The sequence below is a fragment of the Mammaliicoccus sp. RAM2 genome (assembly GCF_045897195.1).
GTDB classification, from domain to species: Bacteria; Bacillota; Bacilli; order Staphylococcales; family Staphylococcaceae; genus Mammaliicoccus; species Mammaliicoccus sciuri.
Genome location: NZ_JBJNWI010000005.1, coordinates 174,050 through 193,701, shown reverse-complemented (window position 1 = coordinate 193,701; position 19,652 = coordinate 174,050). Strand labels below are relative to the sequence as shown.

Annotated in this window: 20 protein-coding genes; 14 read left to right on the top strand and 6 right to left on the bottom strand. The window is 30.6% G+C overall.

Going from position 1 to position 19,652, the window contains the following annotated elements; genetic code table 11:
- Window positions 1-115: 115 nt before the first annotated feature.
- Together ACJTHF_RS09295 and ACJTHF_RS09290 are read left to right on the top strand one after the other, a co-directional pair.
- On the top strand, window positions 116-883 hold the full coding sequence (locus tag ACJTHF_RS09295) for an N-acetylglucosaminidase (protein ID WP_106417309.1): 768 nt from the start codon (window positions 116-118) through the stop codon (window positions 881-883).
- 105 nt (window positions 884-988) lie between these two features.
- Entirely contained in the window at window positions 989-2,116 is a 1,128-nt protein-coding gene (locus ACJTHF_RS09290; RefSeq protein ID WP_058591193.1) for an FAD-dependent monooxygenase, read from the top strand.
- Between the two features lie 241 nt (window positions 2,117-2,357).
- Here the strand turns inward: ACJTHF_RS09290 and ACJTHF_RS09285 are convergent, their stop codons facing one another.
- Window positions 2,358-3,905, bottom strand: a complete 1,548-nt coding sequence (locus ACJTHF_RS09285) for a cation acetate symporter (protein ID WP_048541185.1) — start codon at window positions 3,903-3,905, stop codon at window positions 2,358-2,360.
- On the bottom strand, window positions 3,902-4,213 hold the full coding sequence (locus ACJTHF_RS09280) for a DUF485 domain-containing protein (protein WP_078354967.1): 312 nt from the start codon (window positions 4,211-4,213) through the stop codon (window positions 3,902-3,904). The genes ACJTHF_RS09285 and ACJTHF_RS09280 overlap by 4 nt, the downstream gene beginning before the upstream one ends.
- Window positions 4,214-4,474: 261 nt before the next feature.
- On the opposite strand from ACJTHF_RS09280, the gene ACJTHF_RS09275 reads away from it, so the two are divergent.
- The 3 genes from ACJTHF_RS09275 to gmpC are packed head-to-tail and all read left to right on the top strand — an operon-like array spanning window position 4,475 to window position 7,027.
- Complete coding sequence (locus ACJTHF_RS09275; protein ID WP_048541182.1) at window positions 4,475-5,494, top strand: methionine ABC transporter ATP-binding protein; 1,020 nt, start codon at window positions 4,475-4,477, stop codon at window positions 5,492-5,494.
- A complete protein-coding gene (locus ACJTHF_RS09270; RefSeq protein WP_048541180.1) occupies window positions 5,494-6,153 on the top strand; it encodes a methionine ABC transporter permease in 660 nt (219 codons plus the stop codon). Before ACJTHF_RS09275 ends, ACJTHF_RS09270 begins: the two co-directional genes overlap by 1 nt.
- A 31-nt stretch (window positions 6,154-6,184) precedes the next feature.
- A complete protein-coding gene (gene gmpC / locus ACJTHF_RS09265; RefSeq protein ID WP_048541178.1) occupies window positions 6,185-7,027 on the top strand; it encodes a dipeptide ABC transporter glycylmethionine-binding lipoprotein in 843 nt (280 codons plus the stop codon).
- A 42-nt stretch (window positions 7,028-7,069) separates the two neighbouring features.
- Here gmpC and ACJTHF_RS09260 read toward each other — a convergent pair whose 3' ends face one another.
- The 3 genes from ACJTHF_RS09260 to ACJTHF_RS09250 all read right to left on the bottom strand — a co-directional run bounded on the left by ACJTHF_RS09260 (window position 7,070) and on the right by ACJTHF_RS09250 (window position 9,697).
- Window positions 7,070-8,362 (bottom strand): cation:dicarboxylate symporter family transporter, encoded by a 1,293-nt coding sequence (locus tag ACJTHF_RS09260; RefSeq protein ID WP_049320138.1) that lies wholly within the window; start codon window positions 8,360-8,362, stop codon window positions 7,070-7,072.
- A 231-nt stretch (window positions 8,363-8,593) separates the two neighbouring features.
- Window positions 8,594-8,992 carry a DUF4870 domain-containing protein gene (locus ACJTHF_RS09255; RefSeq protein ID WP_058591191.1) on the bottom strand — a complete coding sequence of 133 codons (399 nt, stop codon included), beginning with the start codon at window positions 8,990-8,992 and terminating at the stop codon, window positions 8,594-8,596.
- Between the two features lie 144 nt (window positions 8,993-9,136).
- Window positions 9,137-9,697 (bottom strand): CHAP domain-containing protein, encoded by a 561-nt coding sequence (locus tag ACJTHF_RS09250; protein WP_048541175.1) that lies wholly within the window; start codon window positions 9,695-9,697, stop codon window positions 9,137-9,139.
- 380 nt (window positions 9,698-10,077) lie between these two features.
- Here ACJTHF_RS09250 and nhaC point away from each other — a divergent pair, with 380 nt between their 5' ends.
- Window positions 10,078-11,478, top strand: a complete 1,401-nt coding sequence (gene nhaC / locus ACJTHF_RS09245; protein WP_232157270.1) for a Na+/H+ antiporter NhaC — start codon at window positions 10,078-10,080, stop codon at window positions 11,476-11,478.
- A gap of 43 nt (window positions 11,479-11,521) precedes the next feature.
- Here nhaC and ACJTHF_RS09240 read toward each other — a convergent pair whose 3' ends face one another.
- Window positions 11,522-12,301 (bottom strand): CHAP domain-containing protein, encoded by a 780-nt coding sequence (locus ACJTHF_RS09240; protein WP_078354964.1) that lies wholly within the window; start codon window positions 12,299-12,301, stop codon window positions 11,522-11,524.
- Between the two features lie 487 nt (window positions 12,302-12,788).
- On the opposite strand from ACJTHF_RS09240, the gene ACJTHF_RS09235 reads away from it, so the two are divergent.
- The 8 genes from ACJTHF_RS09235 to ACJTHF_RS09200 all read left to right on the top strand — a co-directional run bounded on the left by ACJTHF_RS09235 (window position 12,789) and on the right by ACJTHF_RS09200 (window position 19,598).
- Window positions 12,789-14,795 carry a helix-turn-helix domain-containing protein gene (locus ACJTHF_RS09235; protein ID WP_058591189.1) on the top strand — a complete coding sequence of 669 codons (2,007 nt, stop codon included), beginning with the start codon at window positions 12,789-12,791 and terminating at the stop codon, window positions 14,793-14,795.
- Between the two features lie 19 nt (window positions 14,796-14,814).
- Window positions 14,815-15,561: a transcriptional regulator, SarA/Rot family gene (locus ACJTHF_RS09230; protein WP_058591188.1), complete on the top strand. Its 747-nt coding sequence runs from the start codon at window positions 14,815-14,817 to the stop codon at window positions 15,559-15,561.
- A gap of 30 nt (window positions 15,562-15,591) precedes the next feature.
- Window positions 15,592-16,140, top strand: coding sequence for a hypothetical protein (locus ACJTHF_RS09225; protein ID WP_058591187.1), 549 nt, complete (start codon window positions 15,592-15,594; stop codon window positions 16,138-16,140).
- A 24-nt stretch (window positions 16,141-16,164) separates the two neighbouring features.
- Window positions 16,165-16,530, top strand: coding sequence for a hypothetical protein (locus ACJTHF_RS09220; RefSeq protein ID WP_232157268.1), 366 nt, complete (start codon window positions 16,165-16,167; stop codon window positions 16,528-16,530).
- Window positions 16,531-16,658: 128 nt separating this feature from the next.
- Complete coding sequence (locus ACJTHF_RS09215; RefSeq protein WP_058591186.1) at window positions 16,659-17,711, top strand: LLM class flavin-dependent oxidoreductase; 1,053 nt, start codon at window positions 16,659-16,661, stop codon at window positions 17,709-17,711.
- The gene (locus ACJTHF_RS09210; RefSeq protein WP_025906850.1) at window positions 17,711-18,064 is read left to right on the top strand and encodes a DoxX family protein; all 354 of its coding nucleotides are present in this window, start codon (window positions 17,711-17,713) and stop codon (window positions 18,062-18,064) included. Before ACJTHF_RS09215 ends, ACJTHF_RS09210 begins: the two co-directional genes overlap by 1 nt.
- Before the next feature lie 418 nt (window positions 18,065-18,482).
- Window positions 18,483-18,839 carry a transcriptional regulator, SarA/Rot family gene (locus ACJTHF_RS09205; protein WP_048541161.1) on the top strand — a complete coding sequence of 119 codons (357 nt, stop codon included), beginning with the start codon at window positions 18,483-18,485 and terminating at the stop codon, window positions 18,837-18,839.
- 150 nt (window positions 18,840-18,989) lie between these two features.
- Entirely contained in the window at window positions 18,990-19,598 is a 609-nt protein-coding gene (locus ACJTHF_RS09200; RefSeq protein WP_048541160.1) for a C39 family peptidase, read from the top strand.
- Window positions 19,599-19,652: the final 54 nt, after the last annotated feature.

The window sequence follows — 19,652 nt, the reverse complement described above, 5'->3', positions numbered from 1 at the left end:
TCTGTCTCACTCTTATTTTTTGAAAACATTTCGTTGAAATTTAAGAAAATATAAGATAAGTTAAAACAGTAACATTGCTTATACAAATAGAAAAGGTGTGAATATTATTAACTTTTTGAGAGAAAGGTTTTCTTTAATTTTAGGGCTCACAATTATTATTATATTTATTGTTTTATTATTTATTTTTGAGTCTCCTTTTTTTAAAAATCATCAAACACATACTTATGAAGAAGCGCTCGAAATTCAAACGCAAAGTGATGCACCAGCTGTTACACAAAAGGACAATAAATTCGTGTATGCTGATAAAAAAGATATAGATAAATTTATGGATATTGACAAAAGTCAGACAGACTTTCAATTCATAGATATATCTAAAAAAGTAGATGTATCAGAAAAACAAGTTAAAGACATTTTAAAAGATAAAGGCATATTAAAAGGTAAAGAAAAAGCTTTTATAGAAGCCCAAGAAAAATATGATGTCAATATCATCTACTTGATGAGTCATGCTTTTATCGAAACTGGAAATGGTAATTCTGAATTGGCAAGTGGTGTCAAAATGTCCAACGGTAAAACATTCTATAATTTCTATGGGATTGGGGCATTTGATCAAGATGCTGTAGAAACGGGTAGTAGTTATGCGCGTAAGAAAGGTTGGACTTCTCCAGAAAAAGCTATAAATGGAGGCGCAGAATTTATTAAAAAGGACTATCTTAACAATGGGCAAGACACATTATATAAAATGAGATGGAACCCTTATAATCCTGGACAACATCTATATGCAACAGATGTGAATTGGGCAACAAGTATCGGTAAAATTATGGAAGATTATTATGATGACCATAATTTGAAGAAATCAAAAGTCCATAAAGACTATTACAAATAAAGGTTACCCCTAGTTCAATATGAACTAGGGGTAAAGATATATAAGGATTCGTGTTAAAATAAAGTTTATAATCAAATTTTTATTTCAAGGAAAGTAGTGAACAAAATGAAAATTGCTGTAATTGGGGCAGGCATCGGTGGATTAACGACTGCTGGATTACTAAGTCAAACGGGACATGAAGTTTATGTTTATGAACAACGTGGCAATTTAGAACAAGATGGCGCCGGTTTAGGCATTGGAAGTAATGTCCTTAAAGCATTAAAACAATATAAAATGGCATATGCAATTGAGCAAGAAGGCCAACCATTAAGAAAAATAGAAATTAGATCTGATTTAGATGAATTTTTAAATTCATTAATGATGGATCAAGATGAACATAAAAATATTACGATTCATAGAAAAGTGTTACATGAAATCTTAAAAACACATGTACCATCAGATAATATTTATTTAAATCATGAAGTTAAAACGTTTAAACAAACAGCTGACGATGTACGACTTTATTTTACAAATGGTATAGAAGAACAATTTGATTTAGTAATTGCTGCAGATGGTATACATTCAAAAGTAAGAACACAACTTTTTCCGAAATCAGCACCTAAGTATGCTGGATACACTTGTTTCAGAGGCGTTGTAAATGAGAAGTTAAATATTGAACAAGACGTTACATTAGAATATTGGGGACATAAAGGAAGATTTGGCATAGTTCCTTTAAAAGACAACGAATTATACTGGTTCTGCACAATGAATGCTAAAGAAAATGATTTGCAATTTAAGTCATTTGAGAAACCACATCTTCAAGCATACTTCAATCAATTCCCAGATGAAGTAAGAACCGTATTAGATGCACAAGAAGAAACAGGCATATTACATCATGATATGTATGACCTCGTACCATTGAAATCATTCGTTTCAAATAGAGTTGTTCTATTAGGTGACGCAGCACATGCAACAACACCGAACATGGGACAAGGTGCAGGCCAAGCAATAGAAGACGCCGTAACATTAGTTAATTTAATAAACGATCGAGATATAGAATCAGCCTTAAAACGATATGACAAATTAAGAACGAAACATACTAAAAAAGTCATCATAAAATCAAGAAAAATCGGTAAAGTAGCACAATCTTCAAGTACTTTAAAAATTAAAATAAGAAATAAAATGCTCAAACAAAAATCTTCAAAATCACTTAGTAAAAAAGTGAAGTTCTTACAAAAAGCAAAATTAAAATAAGTAAAAACCGCTTAGACACGACGGATGTCTAAGCGGTTTTTGACATTTAATAAGTTAGTTGGTTGTGATAATTACTAGAATTCTGAGAAATGGTAGTTAGAACCGTTTAATTACCAGAATTCTAAGAAGTTATAGTTAGGAGCATCTAATAGGGACATTATTCGGAATTGTGTCTCTAACAGCCTCTTAGGGACATTACTCGGAATTCTGTCCCTAAATACTTCACCAACATTACTAATTTTTAATGTGTAATATCTGAAGTTGATATACCTGTTGCTGATTTAACTTGTACTTCTTGGAATTTATCATGTGATTCTGATTTACCTAGGAATGTTCCTAAAAATGCACCAATAAAGCCTGCTGGTACTGATATGATTGCAGGATTTGATAAAGGGAATATTGGCGACATTGTAATAAATGCTGTTCCTTCTGGATTCATGACATTTGGACTTAGTATAACGAGTATAAGTGACACGATTAAGCCGACAGCTATTCCTGTGATGGCACCGTGTGTATTAAATCTCTTCCAAAATATCGTAAATACAATGACTGGTAAATTTGCACTTGCTGCGACACAAAATGCTAATGATACTAAGAATGCTACGTTTAAATTTTGAGCAAATAAGGCTAATATAATGGATACGACTGAAACTGCTAATGAAGCTAATTTTGCTGCTTTCATCTGTTCACGTTCGCTTATTTTACCTTTTTTAATGACTTGCCCGTAAATATCATGTGCGAATGCAGACGCGCCTGTTAATACTAAACCTGCTACTACTGCCAATATCGTAGCAAATGCAACGGCCGAAACAAATGACATTAGGAAATCTCCACCTAATTTTGCTGCTAATAATGGGGCTGCCATATTACCAGCAGGGTTGGCGCTAATAATTTCTTCACGTGTTAATAATGCTGCTGCGCCAAATCCAAGGAATATCGTTAAAATGTAAAAGATACCGATGATCCATGTTGCCCACATAACAGAAGACCTTGCCGTTTGAGCATCTTTAACTGTAAAGAATCGCATCAATATGTGTGGTAATCCAGCTGTACCAAATAATAACGCAATAATTAATGAGATGTTATCTAACGGTGGTTTACCTTGTGAACCTGGATTAATAAATTCACCTTTGAAATCAGATGACTTAATGTTATGCATTTCACCAAACATCGTAGAAAGGTTGAAGTCAAAATGTAATAACACTAAAAATGAAATAATCACAGTGCCAATCATAAGTAATACTGCTTTAACCATTTGTACCCAACTTGTTGCTGTCATACCACCAAATAATACATAAATGGTCATCATAATACCAACTAGAATAACAGCGAGTGTATAAGGTATACCAAATAGTAATTGAATAAGTGCACCTGCACCAACGAGTTGTGCAAGCATATAGAAAATAACTATTGTAATAGAAGAAACTGCAGCCATTGCTCTCACTTTTTTCAATTCAAATCGTGCTGCAATCATATCTGCTAAAGTATATTTACCAAGATTTCTTAACGGCTCAGCTACAATGTATAACACAATAAGATAAGCTGTTAAATAACCGATACTATAGAAAAAACCATCAAACCCCCATAATGCGATGGCACCTGCTATACCTAAAAATGATGCGGCAGATAAATAATCACCTGCAATTGCCAATCCATTTTGCCAACCTGTTAAGCCACCACCAGCAGTGTAGAAGTCATTTGCTGATTGCGTTCTTTTAGATGCAAAATATGTAATAAACAATGTGATCCCGACAAATACTAAAAACATAACGACAACGATGACATTCATAAGTTTTGCTCCTCTCTATATGCTTTTAATAGTTCCTCAGCATCTTTATCAAAAGACTTCGCTTTTCGCATGTACAAAGTGACAAGTGTCCAAACCATAATGAATAATAATAAAGCGTAAATCCATGCCCAAGAGATATTCCAAAATGCAATATTATTCAAGATGTTTGTATAACCAGTTAATACTGGAAATAGGAGCGTTGCAATAATAAAGAATATAGAGATAGGAAATATGAAATTACTTCTTTTTTTCAGAAGTTCTTTAAACTTTGGATCTGCTGCTAAACGCTTGAAATCATGCTCTGCCATACTTATAACCCCCTTATTTTTAGATGTAAAAATACACCTTAAGTTTCATTTTATTTGTTGTTCACAAAGTTGTCAATAAATTATTGATAGCGCTTACATTAATAAAAATTCATTAAGAACATGTTAATCAATCATTAAAGAGAAAAAATACAATATAGATAAATGAATATTTAGAAAAATTTGATTATAAGTATTGACGATAAAAGGAAACACCCATATAATTCTTATCATATTAATAAGAATTCGGAAGGGATAAATACGATGATTGAATTTAAAAATGTAAATAAAATTTTCCAGCAAAAGAATTCTAAAATCCAAGCTTTAAATGATGTCAGTTTTAAAGTCGAAGAACAAGATATTTTTGGCGTAATTGGATATAGTGGAGCAGGAAAAAGTACGTTAATAAGACTTGTTAATGTATTGGAAGAAAAAACAACGGGAGAGGTCATTGTAGATGGCCATGACATCAATCAGTATTCAAAGAAAGAATTACAAAGTGTTAAGAAAAATATCGGCATGATATTCCAACATTTTAATTTATTAAATTCTAAGACAGTGTTTAATAATGTTGCGATGCCGCTTATTTTGCAAGGTACAAGTAAAGATAAAATTAAAGCTAAAGTAGATGAACTACTCAAGTTTGTTGGTCTAGAGGATAAAGGGAAGCAATATCCAAATGAATTATCTGGCGGACAAAAACAAAGAGTGGCTATTGCAAGAGCACTCGTGACAGATCCTAAAATATTATTATGTGACGAAGCAACAAGTGCACTTGACCCGGCTACGACAGATTCTATATTGAAATTATTGAAAAGTGTCAATGAAGAGTTTGGTGTCACAATTCTACTGATTACACATGAAATGAGTGTGATACAGAAGATTTGTAACAAAGTCGCAGTGATGGAAAATGGTAAAGTAATCGAAATTGGACCTGTATTAGATGTCTTCAGCCATCCTAAAACAGCAACAGCGAAGAACTTTGTATCTACAGTTATTACAACAGATATATCACCTAATTTAAGAAAATTAATACCAACTGATCATCAAGCAACAGACATTAAATTATATATAGATGGAGATAAAGTGACACAATCTATCATTAATGACTTAATTACAAAATATCAAGTTCAAATTAATGTATTGTTTGCTTCAATGTCAGATATTCAAGGCACACCTGTAGGGTACTTAACGTTACGTTTGAAAGGTGACGACAGTGCAATTAGAAGAAGCTTTGCCCATTTAGATTCATTAAATATAGAATTTGAGGAGGTTGGTGCATAATGTTCGGATCATCATTAGATTCTTCACTATTGTTAGATTCTATATATCAAACTTTATACATGGTAACTGTATCACTTGTATTAGGTGCCTTAATTGGTATTCCATTAGGTATTTTGTTAGTGATTACTAGAAAAAATGGTATATGGGAAAATGTCATTATTTATTATTTACTCAACCCAATTATTAATATTTTCAGATCATTACCTTTTATTATTTTATTAATTGCGATTGTACCTTTTACTAAATTAATTGTAGGTACTTCAATAGGTACATCTGCAGCAATTGTACCACTGACTGTTTATGTTGCACCTTATATAGCAAGATTAGTAGAAAACTCATTATTAGAAGTTAATTCTGGAGTTATTGAAGCTGCACATTCAATGGGTGCTTCACCATTTCAAATTATTAGATATTTCTTATTACCGGAAGCATTAGGTTCATTAATTTTAGCATTAACAACTTCAATTATTGGTTTAATTGGTGCTACAGCAATGGCCGGTGCAGTTGGTGGCGGCGGAATAGGTGACTTAGCACTCGCATACGGCTATCAAAGATTTGATACAATCGTCATCGTTATTACCGTTATTATACTTGTTATTATGGTACAAGTTATTCAATCTCTAGGTAATGTATTATCTAGATTAGTACGTAGAAGTTAAATAAACATTTTAATATAAAGGAGAAGTTTAAATGAAAAAAGTCTTAACATTATTAGTAGCATTAGTCTTATTACTCGCAGCATGTGGAGATAAGAAAGACGACAAAAAAGTCACAATCGGTATCGCGTCGAATGACACAGCAGTATGGGATAAAGTTAAAGAATTAGCTAAGAAAGATGGCATTGATGTCGAAATTAAACAGTTTTCAGATTACAATGTTCCAAATAAAGCTTTATCAGACGGAGACATTGATTTAAATGCCTTCCAACATTTCGCATTTTTAGATCAATTTAAGAAAGCAAATAAAGGTACAGACATTACACCTATTAGAACAACAGTGTTTGCACCGTTAGGTATATATTCTAAAGAATTAAAAGATGTAAAAGATTTAAAAAATGGTGCGAAAGTCGTGATTCCAAATGATGTTTCAAACCAAGCAAGAGCGTTAAAATTATTAGAAAAAGCAGGTTACATTAAATTAGATAAGAACTTCGGTTTAAGTGGTGGACCTAAAGACATAGTTGAAAATAAAAAGAATTTAAACATTAAAGCAGTAGATGCACAACAAACAGCGAGAGCATTAGATGAAGTGGATATTGCTGTTATTAATAATGGTGTAGCTTCAAAAGCAGGATTAGATCCAAAGAAAGACCCTATATTCTTAGAAGATCCAGATGCTAATGCAGCTAAACCTTATATCAACTTTATCGCAGCAAATACGAAAGACAAAGATAATAAAACATTCAAGAAAATTGCAGAATTATATCATTCAGAAGAAGCTAAAGATGCTTTAAAAGAAGATACTAAAGACGGAGAAATTGTTGTAGACTTAAAACAAGATGAAATTAAAGAAATTGTGGATTCACTAAAATAAACTAAAATAAAAAGATTCGGCTCCCCTTAGCCGAATCTTTTTTTATGATGCTTTTTTCAATGATTTTAAGTATTCTTGTCCTTTTGCATGGTCATATTTGTTTTCCCATTTAGAGATAACAACTGTTGATAGTGCGTTACCTACAACATTGACACATGTTCTTGTCATATCTAATAGTCTGTCTATACCAATAATTAATGCAAGTCCTTCTGGATTTAATCCCATAGATCCTAATGTTGTAATAAGAACAACTATAGAAGTACCAGGAACAGCAGCCATACCTTTAGATGTAATCATCAATGTAAACATTAATATTAACTGTTCAACAAGTGTTAAATGGACACCATACATCTGTGCAACAAATAATGCTGCGATTGATTGGTATAAGGCTGAACCATCTAAGTTAAATGTATATCCTGTTGGTACAACAAATGAAACAACATCTTTTGGTGCACCGAACTTTTCCATTTTTTCCATTACTGATGGTAGTACTGTCTCTGAACTTGAAGTTGAGAATGCTAACAATAAGTCGTCTTTTAATATGTGAATAATAGAGAATACGCTGATGCCACAAATTTTTGCGACAATCCCTAATACAACAATAATAAAGAATACCATTGCACCTACAACAACTGCTAATAACTTAACTAATGGAATTAAAGCAGATAATCCAAATGTCATAATCGTTACACAGATAAAAGCAAATACACCGTAAGGCGCTAATCGTAATATTCTATGTATCATCCAGAATACAGCTTCTAATGTTCCGCTTAATACATCTTTAACTGGCTGACCTTTTTCACCGACTGCAGCGATTGCTAATCCGAAGAATACTGCAAAGAATATAATAGGTAGTAATTCTCCAGCTGTTAAAGCTTCAAATATATTTGTAGGTATGATGCCAACTATTGTATCTATCATATGGTTACCATAAGTCGATTTTTCTGCAGCATCGGCAGTTTGTTCGTATTTAGAAATATCACCTTTAGGTAATTTGTTTGCGTCAATCCCTAATCCAGGTTTGAATAAGTTTCCGAATATAATTCCCAATCCAATTGCAATTGTAGTGATGATTTCAAAGTATAAAATTGTTTTCCAACCATATCTACCAACTGTATGCATATCACCAACGTTTGAAATTGATAATGCTAGTGAACAGAATACAATTGGAATAACAATCATTTTAATAAGGTTTAAAAAGATATCTCCAATAGGTCGAATGAATTTAATCAAATGGTCTTGTCCGTGTAAAAAGTATCCTACTACAACACCTAATACTAAAGCGATTAATATTTGTGTCGGTAAGCTTATATATCTTCTTCTCGGTTTTTTAATTTTTTGATCCAAAAAAACTCCTCCTTTAAAGCACTGTAGTAATAAAGTACAAAAAAAATTATGCCTTTCCATAAAATGGAAGTGCACAAATAACGTTTAAAAAGGGGATTCATAAAATACGGTACTCTTAAGATTATAAGAGTATACATCATTCTATCATGAAATTAAATATTCGTATTTAATCAGTTTTACCACAAAAAAGAAAAATAACACTTTCGCAAAATGAAAGTGTTACTTGATCATACGGATTGATAATGGTGGTAAATAAGTTTCTCCATTGTATGCTTTGATAGCACCAATAACAGTAAAGACAAAAGCTAAAATAGCTAATATTGGTATTAAAATAAAACCTACTAGTATTAAACATAATAGGGAAGCAACAAGTCCCCAAATCGTATATGAAATAAAGAAATTTAAATAATCTTTACCAATTTTATCAACGAATGGAGAGTTCTCTCTTTTAATTAACCAAATGATAAGTGGCGCAAAAAATGAAGCAAAGAAACTTGTTAAATATATAAGCATACCAAATAATCTATCATCATCAGTTGTATCTATGTGTTGTGATACATCTTCATATGTTGAATGTGTTGAAGTTTGTTGAAATGGATTTTGTTCGTTTTCACTCATGTATAATCCCTCCTAACTTAATTTAAGTATACAATTTTTTATCGCTGTAGCCAATCAATAATATAAATTAATTATTTTATAAATAAAAAAGGAGATCTAGACAATGATATGCCTAGTCTCCTTTTTAGATATATTATATTAATCTTAGTGAATGTAGTTGTAAGTACCAGCTTCTGAAGCTGAGATAGTACGAGTTGATACAACACCTTCACCTTGGTAGTTCATTTCTGAAACTTCAACACTACCGTCAGAGTTTACATTTTCAACGTATGCTACGTGACCGTAAGCACCTGCTGTTGATTGTAAGATTGAACCTTTTTTAGGTGTGTTGTTTACTGTGTAACCATCTGCTGCTGCATTTGCTGCCCATTGGTTAGCATTTCCCCAAGTTGAGCTAATTGGGTCTCCATCTGCTTGCTTTTTGTCAAATACATAATAAGTACATTGTCCAGCAGTGTATAAGTTAGCTGATGAACTTGAAGTTTGAGTTGCAGTTTGAGTAACTGATGAAGTAAATGATTGACTCATGTTTGAAGTATTGTAATTTTGGCTATAATTATTAGTATAGTTAAAGTTTTGAGTTTGAGTTTGGTTTTGAATTGGAGCTTGAGCGTTATCGAAAGTATCTGCTGAAGCTTCACCATTTCCAATTACTGTTGTTGCTAGTCCCGTAGATAATACTGCGAATGCTGTTAATTTTTTCATTATAAATAATCCTCCGTAAATTTCGTATATGTTTTAAATTTAAATTTTTAGTTTTGTTTGTGTCGTTTTCCGACGACAAATAATACTTTAACAGATGTTTTTATGTTTGTGTGTGTTTTCATACAGTTGTTACTTAATCATAATCAGATACAATATTTTAGTAATATTTTTGACCAATTATGACAAACAGTAATATAGAAAATATACCGATAATATAAGGTTTTACGAGGAATTTTTAGAAAATTAATGTCATTAGCTTGTAATATATGTATTAAGGATTAAATCATTGAAAAAGAGTAGTTAGCAAATCATTTGCGACTACTTTTTTCATATATAAAATAATATGATTACTTTTCTAAGTATATGGAAGGGGGCATTATATGAAGAGATTACCAACTTTATTTGAAGCAATTTCCACAATTTTATTTATGGGGTTAGTCGTATTGATTGGTTTTGGGATTTTACATTATCCAATTCAGCCATTATTAATTATTGCGGCTGTTTATGCGAGCTTTATAGCCATTAGAGTAGGCTTAACTTGGGAAGACTTGCAAGATGGCATTACAAAGAGGCTAGCAACTGCAATGCCAGCTATATACATAATATTTGCAGTCGGTATTTTAATAGGTACGTGGATGTATTCAGGTACTGTACCTGCTTTAATTTACTATGGTTTAGAAACGATTAATCCGACATACTTTCTAGTAACTGCATTTGTCATAACAGCCGTTACATCTGTCGCAACAGGTACTGCATGGGGATCAGTAGGTACTGCCGGTATAGCTTTAATGGCGATTGCTAATGAGATGAATATTCCGATAGGTATGGTTGCAGGTGTTGTAATAGCTGGTGGAGTGTTTGGAGATAAAATGTCACCACTTTCAGATACAACTAATTTAGCTGCATTAGTAACGAAAGTAAATATCTTTAGGCATATTCAACATATGATGTGGACGACAATACCTGCATCAATTATAGGGCTCATTGTATGGTTTATAGTAGGTTTACAATTTGATGCTAAAAATGTAGAAAGCAAAAGAATAAATGAATTATTGAGTAATATTGATACGGCTTTTAATTTGAATTTTTGGGTATGGATACCAGTCATTGTTATCGTATTAGGTATTAGTATAGGAAAACCTACTGTACCGATGATGTTATTATCCAGTTTAGTCGCAATGTTTGTAGGTGTGTTTAATAATGGATTTGAAATTGTAGATGCATTTAATGTAACGATGCAAGGTTTCAACATCAATATGACAGGCTTATCTGAAAATGATGCATCAAGTTCAATGGTAGAACTGTTAAAACGTGGTGGCATTATGAGTATGACTGAAATTGTTGTAACTATTTTTTGTGGTTATGCTTTTGCGGGTATTGTAGAAGCATCTGGCAGTTTAAAAGTTATTTTAACGACAATATCTAGTAAAGTTTCTAAAGATTCACATCTGATATTAGTTACGATAGTGGGAAGTTTAATACTCGTTTTTGCAGCTGGTGTTGCATCTGTCGTGATTATTATGATAGGTGTACTGTTAATGGAAATGTATAATGAGCGTAATTTAGATCGTGTGAACTTATCAAGAACGCTAGAAGATTGCGGAACAATGGTGTTGCCATTTATTCCTTGGGGAACTTCAGGTATATACTATCGAGATTTATTGCATGTTTCATTAGGAGATTTCTTCTGGTGGGCTGTTCCATGTTATTTATGTGTAATCTTTGCAGCGTTTTATGGTATAACAGGTATCGGTATTAAAAAAGTAAAAACAAATGCATAAAAAAAGAGCAATCATAGCGATTGCTCTTTTTTTTATATTCATCTTAGTGAATGTAGTTGTATGAACCAGCTGCTGAAGCTGAGATAGTACGAGTTGAAACAACACCTACACCTTGGTAGTTCATTTCAGAAACTTGGATAGAACCGTCAGAGTTTACTTTATCAACGTAAGCTACGTGACCATAACCACCAGCTGTAGTTTGTAATACTGAACCTGCAGATGGGTTGTTATTTACTGTGTAACCAGATTGTGCTGCTGCACTAGCCCAGTTATTAGCATTTCCCCAAGTGCTACCTAAGTCAGGACGTTTGCTGAATGCATAATAAGTACATTGTCCAGCAGTGTATAAGTTAGCTCCTCCACCAGTTGATGGGCGAGAAGTTGATGTAGTTGTAGTGCTTACATTTGAACTTGAGTTTGATGTAGTTGCTGTATTGTTGCTAGTTGATGGTGCTTGTGTAGTTGTTACACGAACATTGTTTTGATTTGAAGATGTGTTATGTGAATCTCCTAAACCACCACCATTTGGTGCAGCATTGAATGCTGGTTGTGAATAATTTGTATTTGAAGCTGCTTCGTTATTTGAAGAAGCAGTGTTAGATGCTACTTGTTGTTGAGCTTGGTTACCATAATGAGATGATGGATTCCAGTTACCTTCCCATGTGTAGTGGTAGTTACCTTGTTGGTCAATTGTGTAATTGTAAGAATAAGAATATGGATCGTTTGAATTATATCCTTGTGTATTTTCTGCTGCATCTGCGTCATGTGCCATAAATGTTGCGATTCCTGCCGTTGCGATTGCTGCTGTTGCGATTTTCTTCATAATAAATAAATCCTCCTAGATAATTTAAAAATAATTTTTCGTATATGTTTTATGTTTTTTTTCTAATAAGTTTTTTCTTCGCTGTTAATCAACAAAATCTACTTTATCAGAAATCGTTTAGTTTGTGTTGAATGTTAAAGCTTTGTAATTTAATTTAAATATCTAAAGATTTCATGTAATAATTCCGAACATTTTACACTTAATAAAGAACGTTGTAATACCAACGTTTTTAAGTACTTTTAGGTATTGTACACGATTCTTTGTTACACGTTTGTAATATTTAAGACATAATAAAATAATTGACTTTGGATAATACTATGAAAAATTATATCCAATAAACAAAAGAATATTGCATCTGAAGGATTAAAATAAGTACAAAATTTCATAATAAAAAGTCAAGAATAAAGTATTTTTAGTAATATTTGTTGAATTATAATTATCATAAATAGTAAATAAAGATGTTTCATAAGGAATTGGGGTGTTTAACATGTTGTATGATGGTAATTTTAAGATTTATCAACCATTAAATATTCAATCTGATTTTAATATGGGGTTAATACTGCTATATGTAATAGAAGGAAGTAGTAAAATATATATCAATGGTAAACGTAAAGTATATCAAGCAAATGACATTCTTATCATAAATGATTTAGAACAATATCGTATTTATTCTAATGAAGATACAGTTATAGCTAGTTTATATTTATCAAGATGTGAACTTGATTATTTTTTTCAATTCGAAAAAAAGTACTATATTGATGTAGATAAACTTGATTACAATGTTATTAGATTTTACATGAATAAGGTACTCGCCAATTATATTAAATATAAAAAAGACAAGGACATAAATATGTTTGATGTAATTAAGCAATTAATGATGACATTGCGATTATATAGAATTGTAAATGAAAATCATGATTATTTTTTAAATAATGATATACATAAAGCAATCAATTATATGTATGAACATTATAAAGAGAAGTTATATATTGCTGAAGTTGCGACGAATTGTATTTTATCAGTGAGATGGTTTTCAGAAAATCTAGAAGAAATAACAGATATGAAATATAGAGAACTTAGAAAAAATATTCGTTTATCCTACGCCATATTTGACTTGATTTATTCAAAGAAGTCTATAACGCAAATTGCAGGTGATAATGGTTTTACTTACGAATCAAACTTTATAGCAAGTTTCAGAGATAAATATCATATAACACCAGCGAAATATCGAAAGCAACTCACAAATGATCAGTATTATCCATTTAATAATAAGCGCTCGAATCTTCTTGAAAATTTTAATAAGATATCTCAGGAAATTAGAGCTTTGACAAACAATTTTGTAGATTTTATTAGTTTAGATATTAATATAGACTCACAGCTAACATCAAATATGCCATCATCAAACTTATTAATATATATCAGAAACATTGAGGCACTAACAAATAATTTTCAACAATCAAAGCTTTTAACGATGAGGAGAGAAATTGGGCAATATGGTTTATTATTCTCGCATTCATTACTTGATGAGTTTTTAAATGAAGCTAATTTTGAGAAAAATAGATTAATGCATCAAATGTTTTCATTTTCTTTAGAGCATCAATTTGAAATTTCATTTGAATTAAAGTTGTCTAGAAATAAAAATCTAGAGGCGTTTGAAGAAGACTTAAAGAAACTTTTAAATTATCTAATCGATTGTACATACTACTATGGACAGCGACAATTTCATTTCTATTTAAATATGACATTTTACCAATATAATCATATCTATAAAATGATAAAAGACACATTAAAAGATTCAAAAGTAACACTAATATTAAATAATCGGGATAAATACTTAACTAACCGAATGACAAATATAATGGAAGGAAATAAACAAATTGCCTATAAAGTTTACCATGAATTAGTCTCCGATAGAGAAATAACTACTATATTAAAGAATAATTCTTCGATAAATATCTTATATCAACCGACAACCCCTAATCGAATTGATTCACTTATTGAAACATTTAAATGGTGTTTAGAATATAAGCAAAGAATTTCAATTATTATAGATGATACTTGGATTGATAGTATGATACCTTCACAGAGCAGTCACCTTATGATAAAAGAATTACAGTTAAATAAAGAAAGTCAGTATCAGTTATTCGAATTAATATTAACTTTAAAAAGATTAAGAGGAAATATCATATTTTTTAATGGCAGTATCCTCATAACGCATTATTTAAATGAATATCAGCTATTAATCTTCCCAAACAATAAACTGTTTAATAAGCTGCAGCAAAAACTAAATATTACTGGTTTAAACATTGAGGAATTTGAGTTTAGAATTCACGATATTTTTATTAAGCGTAATAAGGCAATTAATCAGCAGTTTAATGAAGAAACGAATAAAAATATAAATACAATAAATTTTAAAAAAGAATCAAAAAAATTAGTAATAGATTATGATTCTTCAGCGGATGTCATTAAACATATCTATATAAAACGAAAATAAACTAAGGTGGTATTGAGCTATGATTGAACATAAGAACGAATTATTGAAATTTAATTATTTAAATTTTCAGGTGAAGAAAATACTAAAGAAAAATTACGCATTAAATATTTATCATTTAAAAATATTGAAATTTATTAACGATAATCAGAAGAGAAAGAAATTTACAGCTTTAGATTTTAAAGAAGTACTTCGTATTAATCAAACGATGTTAACACATGTCATATCCTATTTACATGATTTAAATTATTATAAAAAAGAACGACTAAAACAAGATGAGAGAAAAATCATTATAATAGTAGAAACTCGTCACAAAATGAAAATTTCTCAACTAATTAATCAAATAGAACTGGACTTTAAGAGTAATTTAAATGAGATATCTACACATGTAAATTCAAATTATTGTATTGATTATGCTATAGAGGTTAATAGTATGATTAGTGAAATCCATCATAATATCCATCATCAATATAGAATAAATGTCGATCAATTTATGATTTTATTATTTATACAGATGTCTCAGAATGGATGTCGAACACTAAAAGATATTAAACAACAATTTGGATGGGATTTAGTAAAAATCAATAAATCCATAAAAGCCCTTGTGCAATTAAACTATCTTCATAAAGATAGAGCTGATACCGATGAAAGAATTGTATTAGTTTCTATTAAGCCATACAAAGAAAAAATGATTAAATTAATGATAGAAAATGTTCTAAAAGCACAAAACATTAAAAATGGTGCACAAAATTTAGCTATGGTAGAATAGTCATAATAACAGCTTATTAGGGAGGTTAATATGTCACAATATCATTTCAAAGAAAACTTTTTTGGTGCATCTACTAAACCAATTGAAGTCTATGATGAAAACAATAATCCTATATTTATACTAAGTTTGTATTACACATCCACTAGACAAGAAACATTCGCGTTATTAGGGAGAAAGAAACATAATTTTATGATCGAATTTGAAGGTGGCTCTTTTAAAGTGATACAAGAAAGATCGATAGAAGGAAAGTTAAAGACCCCTTTTAAAACTGTTTGGGAAGTATTTAAGAATGATACTAAAATAGGCACATTCGAAACAAAAATTGGATTCAAACCTAGAATAATATTTAATGGTGAAAAAAACGATACTTTGTTGTTTGAATCAGGATTTATATCTAGATCTGTTAAAGTAACAGATGACACAAATAACTTAATCATGGAAACTAAGTCTGAAAGATTTAAAATTGCATCTAATCATGATATTGATATTGTCAATTCACAATATCATCCTGCAATGTTAATTATGTTATTCCAAGTATTTTTTGAGTATCAGGAGTATCAAAGAAGTAAATCTAATTAAAATGATTAATGAAGGGGATCGTTTATGTTGTTTAAATTTTTTAAGAGAAAACAACTGAGTCAAGATGTTACTCATGAAAAACTTGAAATGGATGGCATGACTATTGTTGATGCGTATTATATACAAGATGATCAAGTTGAATTATATAAAAAAGACCGTGAAAGATATAGTGATGCATTAATTTATATTTTAAGTCAATATTTTTCCGACGTTGATAGAATGTTTGAAAATACAGATGATGGAGAAGCAATTGTCGCTTTTCAAAATGGAAAACCTCGAAAGTGTATTTATTTAAATCCAGAAACAATCGATCAATTAAGAATCTATGAACAAGAATTGCCATTAAAGCAGTCTATTTTAAAAATATGCAATTTAGAAAATGATGTTTAAATAAAAATTAGCGAATAAACTTATGCATAAGTTTATTCGCTAATTTATTATTTTGTTTAATTTCATTGACAAATAACAAATTAGTATTATAATTATACCTAGTATATTAATTATATTGAGGTGAGATCATGAAATTTGAATTAGGGTTATCTTCATTTGCTGAAATCTCTCCAATTAATGGTGTGGATAAACCTTTCCCCGCACACGAAAGAATTAATCAAATCGTTGAAGAAATTAAGCTAGCTGATAAAGTAGGATTAGATGTTTATGGATTAGGGGAACATCATAGAGAAGATTATGCAGTATCAGATCCAGTTACAGTGTTATCAGCTGCGGCTAGTCAAACTAAAAATATTAGATTATCATCAGCTGTAACGGTACTATCATCTGATGATCCTGTTAGGGTTTATCAAAGATTTGCTACTTTAGATGCTATTAGTAATGGTAGAGCAGAAATTATGGCAGGTAGGGGTTCTTTTATTGAGTCTTTTCCACTCTTTGGATATGACTTAAAAGATTACGATTTACTTTATAAAGAAAAATTGGATTTATTAATGCAAATTAATGAAAATGAATCTGTAACTTGGCAAGGAGAAACAAGAGCAACAATTGACCATTTAAAAGTATTTCCAAGAGCAGTTCAAGATAAATTACCTATTTGGTTAGCAACTGGAGGAAATCCAGAATCTTCTATGAGAGCAGGACAATTGGGATTACCTATCACTTATGCTATTATAGGAGGGGCGCCAAGTCGTTTTAAACGTAATGTAGCAATGTACAAAGCTGTTGCTGAATCAAATGGTTTTGATACATCTAAATTACCTGTTGCGACACACTCATGGGGTTACATTGCAGAAACTGATGAAGCAGCGATGGAAGAATATTATCCATCAAGTGCATATGTTATAAATCAATTAGGACGAGAACGTGGATGGCCACCATATTCAATGGAAAAATTTGAACAGGAAATTGTTCATGGTGCAATGTTTGTCGGAAGCCCTAAAACAGTTGCAGCAAAAATTATTAAACTGCACGAAGATTTAGGTGTTAATCGATTTATGTTACATTTACCAGTAGGTTCTATGCCACATGAAAAAGTATTAAAATCTATTCAACTATTAGGTGAAAGAGTTAAACCGATTGTAGATGAATATATGAAAAATAAGGAGGAAATTAAGTAATGTTAAGATATTTATTAAATGTATATGTAGGTAAACAAATTTTTGATTCAAGTCAACCAAAAGTAAAAGATGACGACGGTATGGCTCAACAATTCGAAGAAGGTTTTGGTCTTTCAAGAAACGCTATGAAATTAGCTGGCGGGCTTGAATTAGTAGGTTCAATCTTTTTATTCTTAAGTGCTTGTAACAAATCTTTATCAAGATTAGGTTCAGTACTTGTAGGGTCAGTTATGACAGTTGCAGCATATAAACATTATGAAGCTGGACATGGCTTTAAAGGTGCAAAACATGCATTAACACTTTTAGGTTTATCTGCATTAAGTTTCGTTGATACATTAGGTAAGAAAAAATAATATATAACCTTTTAATCTGGTACATTATGATGTATCAGATTTTTTGTATAATACAAAATTATGAAAATACAAAAGAAAATCTATCATCACTATTAATATATATTATTCAATTTATGACAGGATTTCTTTATATTTCAAAAGTAATGAACTTTTAAAATGTCATAAAAACAAACTATATACACGGGTTATTATTTTGTGGATTGAACGCTGTAGAGCTTGATATAAAAGGGTTTGTCTTAAAAATAAAAATGTTGAAAAGTCATTATTTGAAAATTTATTGAATGTTTTTAAAACTCATTATAAAATAATAAATATTATTAAATCATTGTGTTGAAAAGGAAAAATGCTATAGATACTAAAGATTGCACAATATACCAATTCAACAATTTATTAGATTATTTTGAGGAGTTGATTTGCAATGGAATCAGTATCAGTACCAATCAGAAACATCGTTGAATTAGTTGTCACAACTAAGAAATCTAAAGATTATGTCGCAAATATCAAAAGTCAATTTGCACTCTCATTCGAAGAAATATATATTTTAGTTTATATATATAGAGGCGAGAAAGATTGTTACAATGTTAAAGATATCATCAAACAATCTAAATTTAAGCCGTACTATATTTCAAAAGCCGTACAAAACTTAAAAGAAAAAGGACTTATTTCTAAGAAAAGAAATGATCAAGATGAGAGAACTGTCGCTATTCAAGTATCTAAAATCCAACATAAAAAGATAAAAAAATTATTAATGGAAATTGAAGCTGAAATATTATAAAAAATCGTGAGAAGCGGGACTAAGAAATCTTTTTATTTAAAAGATACTTCAGTCCCGCTTTCTTATACTATGTAGTTAAATGTTAAATGATATATTATAAGTATAAACAAACGTTTTAATTTAAGAAGATTTTGTAAAAGGAGAACCTTTATGGGCGTAATATTAAATGTTAAACCGAAAAGTCAATTATTTCCTATACCAATGGTCATGGGGTGTGAAGGTACGGCAAGTTCAATGTTGCTTAATTACTATAATAAAGATATTAATGCAACGACTATTATGAGAGAGTGGCCAACACATTCAGATAACCCGGAAAAGGGATATGTAGGCAATCATTTTCTAATAAAATTTGGCCATCACCAAACTATTTTTCCGAATGTGCTTGCGGAATTTCTAAGTAGATATGACTCTGAAATTATAGATGGTACTGGTACTGAGCTTGAAGAGCTTGAGCATATAATTGATAAAGGACATCCAATTGTAATATATCATACAACATTAGGGTCTAAACCGATTCGAAAAGTTTTTAAAATCGGAAATAAAGGTAAATCCTATGTTACAAATATCCATGTAACTTTATTAATTGGATATGATGATGAATATTATTATTATATAGATCCTTTATGGAAACAAATATTTGGGTACGTATATATCCCAGCTTTGGGGCCATCCAAATATCAAATTATCAAAATGAAAAAAAATAAAATGAAGATTAGTTATAATACGCCAGGAAAAATGTGTATTTACAAAAAAATATAAATATTTTTAAAATATTATGTCATAATGTTGTAACATTTGTTATGATATGATTAT

What these genes read in the sequence shown, in the direction of transcription:
- ACJTHF_RS09290 (WP_058591193.1), top strand. Translation starts at nt 989, where the DNA reads ATGAAAATTGCTGTAATTGGGGCAGGCATCGGTGGATTAACGACTGCT.
- ACJTHF_RS09285 (WP_048541185.1), bottom strand. Translation starts at nt 3,905, where the DNA reads ATGAATGTCATCGTTGTCGTTATGTTTTTAGTATTTGTCGGGATCACA.
- ACJTHF_RS09280 (WP_078354967.1), bottom strand. Translation starts at nt 4,213, where the DNA reads ATGGCAGAGCATGATTTCAAGCGTTTAGCAGCAGATCCAAAGTTTAAA.
- ACJTHF_RS09275 (WP_048541182.1), top strand. Translation starts at nt 4,475, where the DNA reads ATGATTGAATTTAAAAATGTAAATAAAATTTTCCAGCAAAAGAATTCT.
- ACJTHF_RS09270 (WP_048541180.1), top strand. Translation starts at nt 5,494, where the DNA reads ATGTTCGGATCATCATTAGATTCTTCACTATTGTTAGATTCTATATAT.
- gmpC (WP_048541178.1), top strand. Translation starts at nt 6,185, where the DNA reads ATGAAAAAAGTCTTAACATTATTAGTAGCATTAGTCTTATTACTCGCA.
- ACJTHF_RS09255 (WP_058591191.1), bottom strand. Translation starts at nt 8,992, where the DNA reads ATGAGTGAAAACGAACAAAATCCATTTCAACAAACTTCAACACATTCA.
- ACJTHF_RS09250 (WP_048541175.1), bottom strand. Translation starts at nt 9,697, where the DNA reads ATGAAAAAATTAACAGCATTCGCAGTATTATCTACGGGACTAGCAACA.
- nhaC (WP_232157270.1), top strand. Translation starts at nt 10,078, where the DNA reads ATGAAGAGATTACCAACTTTATTTGAAGCAATTTCCACAATTTTATTT.
- ACJTHF_RS09240 (WP_078354964.1), bottom strand. Translation starts at nt 12,301, where the DNA reads ATGAAGAAAATCGCAACAGCAGCAATCGCAACGGCAGGAATCGCAACA.
- ACJTHF_RS09235 (WP_058591189.1), top strand. Translation starts at nt 12,789, where the DNA reads ATGTTGTATGATGGTAATTTTAAGATTTATCAACCATTAAATATTCAA.
- ACJTHF_RS09230 (WP_058591188.1), top strand. Translation starts at nt 14,815, where the DNA reads ATGATTGAACATAAGAACGAATTATTGAAATTTAATTATTTAAATTTT.
- ACJTHF_RS09225 (WP_058591187.1), top strand. Translation starts at nt 15,592, where the DNA reads ATGTCACAATATCATTTCAAAGAAAACTTTTTTGGTGCATCTACTAAA.
- ACJTHF_RS09220 (WP_232157268.1), top strand. Translation starts at nt 16,165, where the DNA reads ATGTTGTTTAAATTTTTTAAGAGAAAACAACTGAGTCAAGATGTTACT.
- ACJTHF_RS09215 (WP_058591186.1), top strand. Translation starts at nt 16,659, where the DNA reads ATGAAATTTGAATTAGGGTTATCTTCATTTGCTGAAATCTCTCCAATT.
- ACJTHF_RS09210 (WP_025906850.1), top strand. Translation starts at nt 17,711, where the DNA reads ATGTTAAGATATTTATTAAATGTATATGTAGGTAAACAAATTTTTGAT.
- ACJTHF_RS09205 (WP_048541161.1), top strand. Translation starts at nt 18,483, where the DNA reads ATGGAATCAGTATCAGTACCAATCAGAAACATCGTTGAATTAGTTGTC.
- ACJTHF_RS09200 (WP_048541160.1), top strand. Translation starts at nt 18,990, where the DNA reads ATGGGCGTAATATTAAATGTTAAACCGAAAAGTCAATTATTTCCTATA.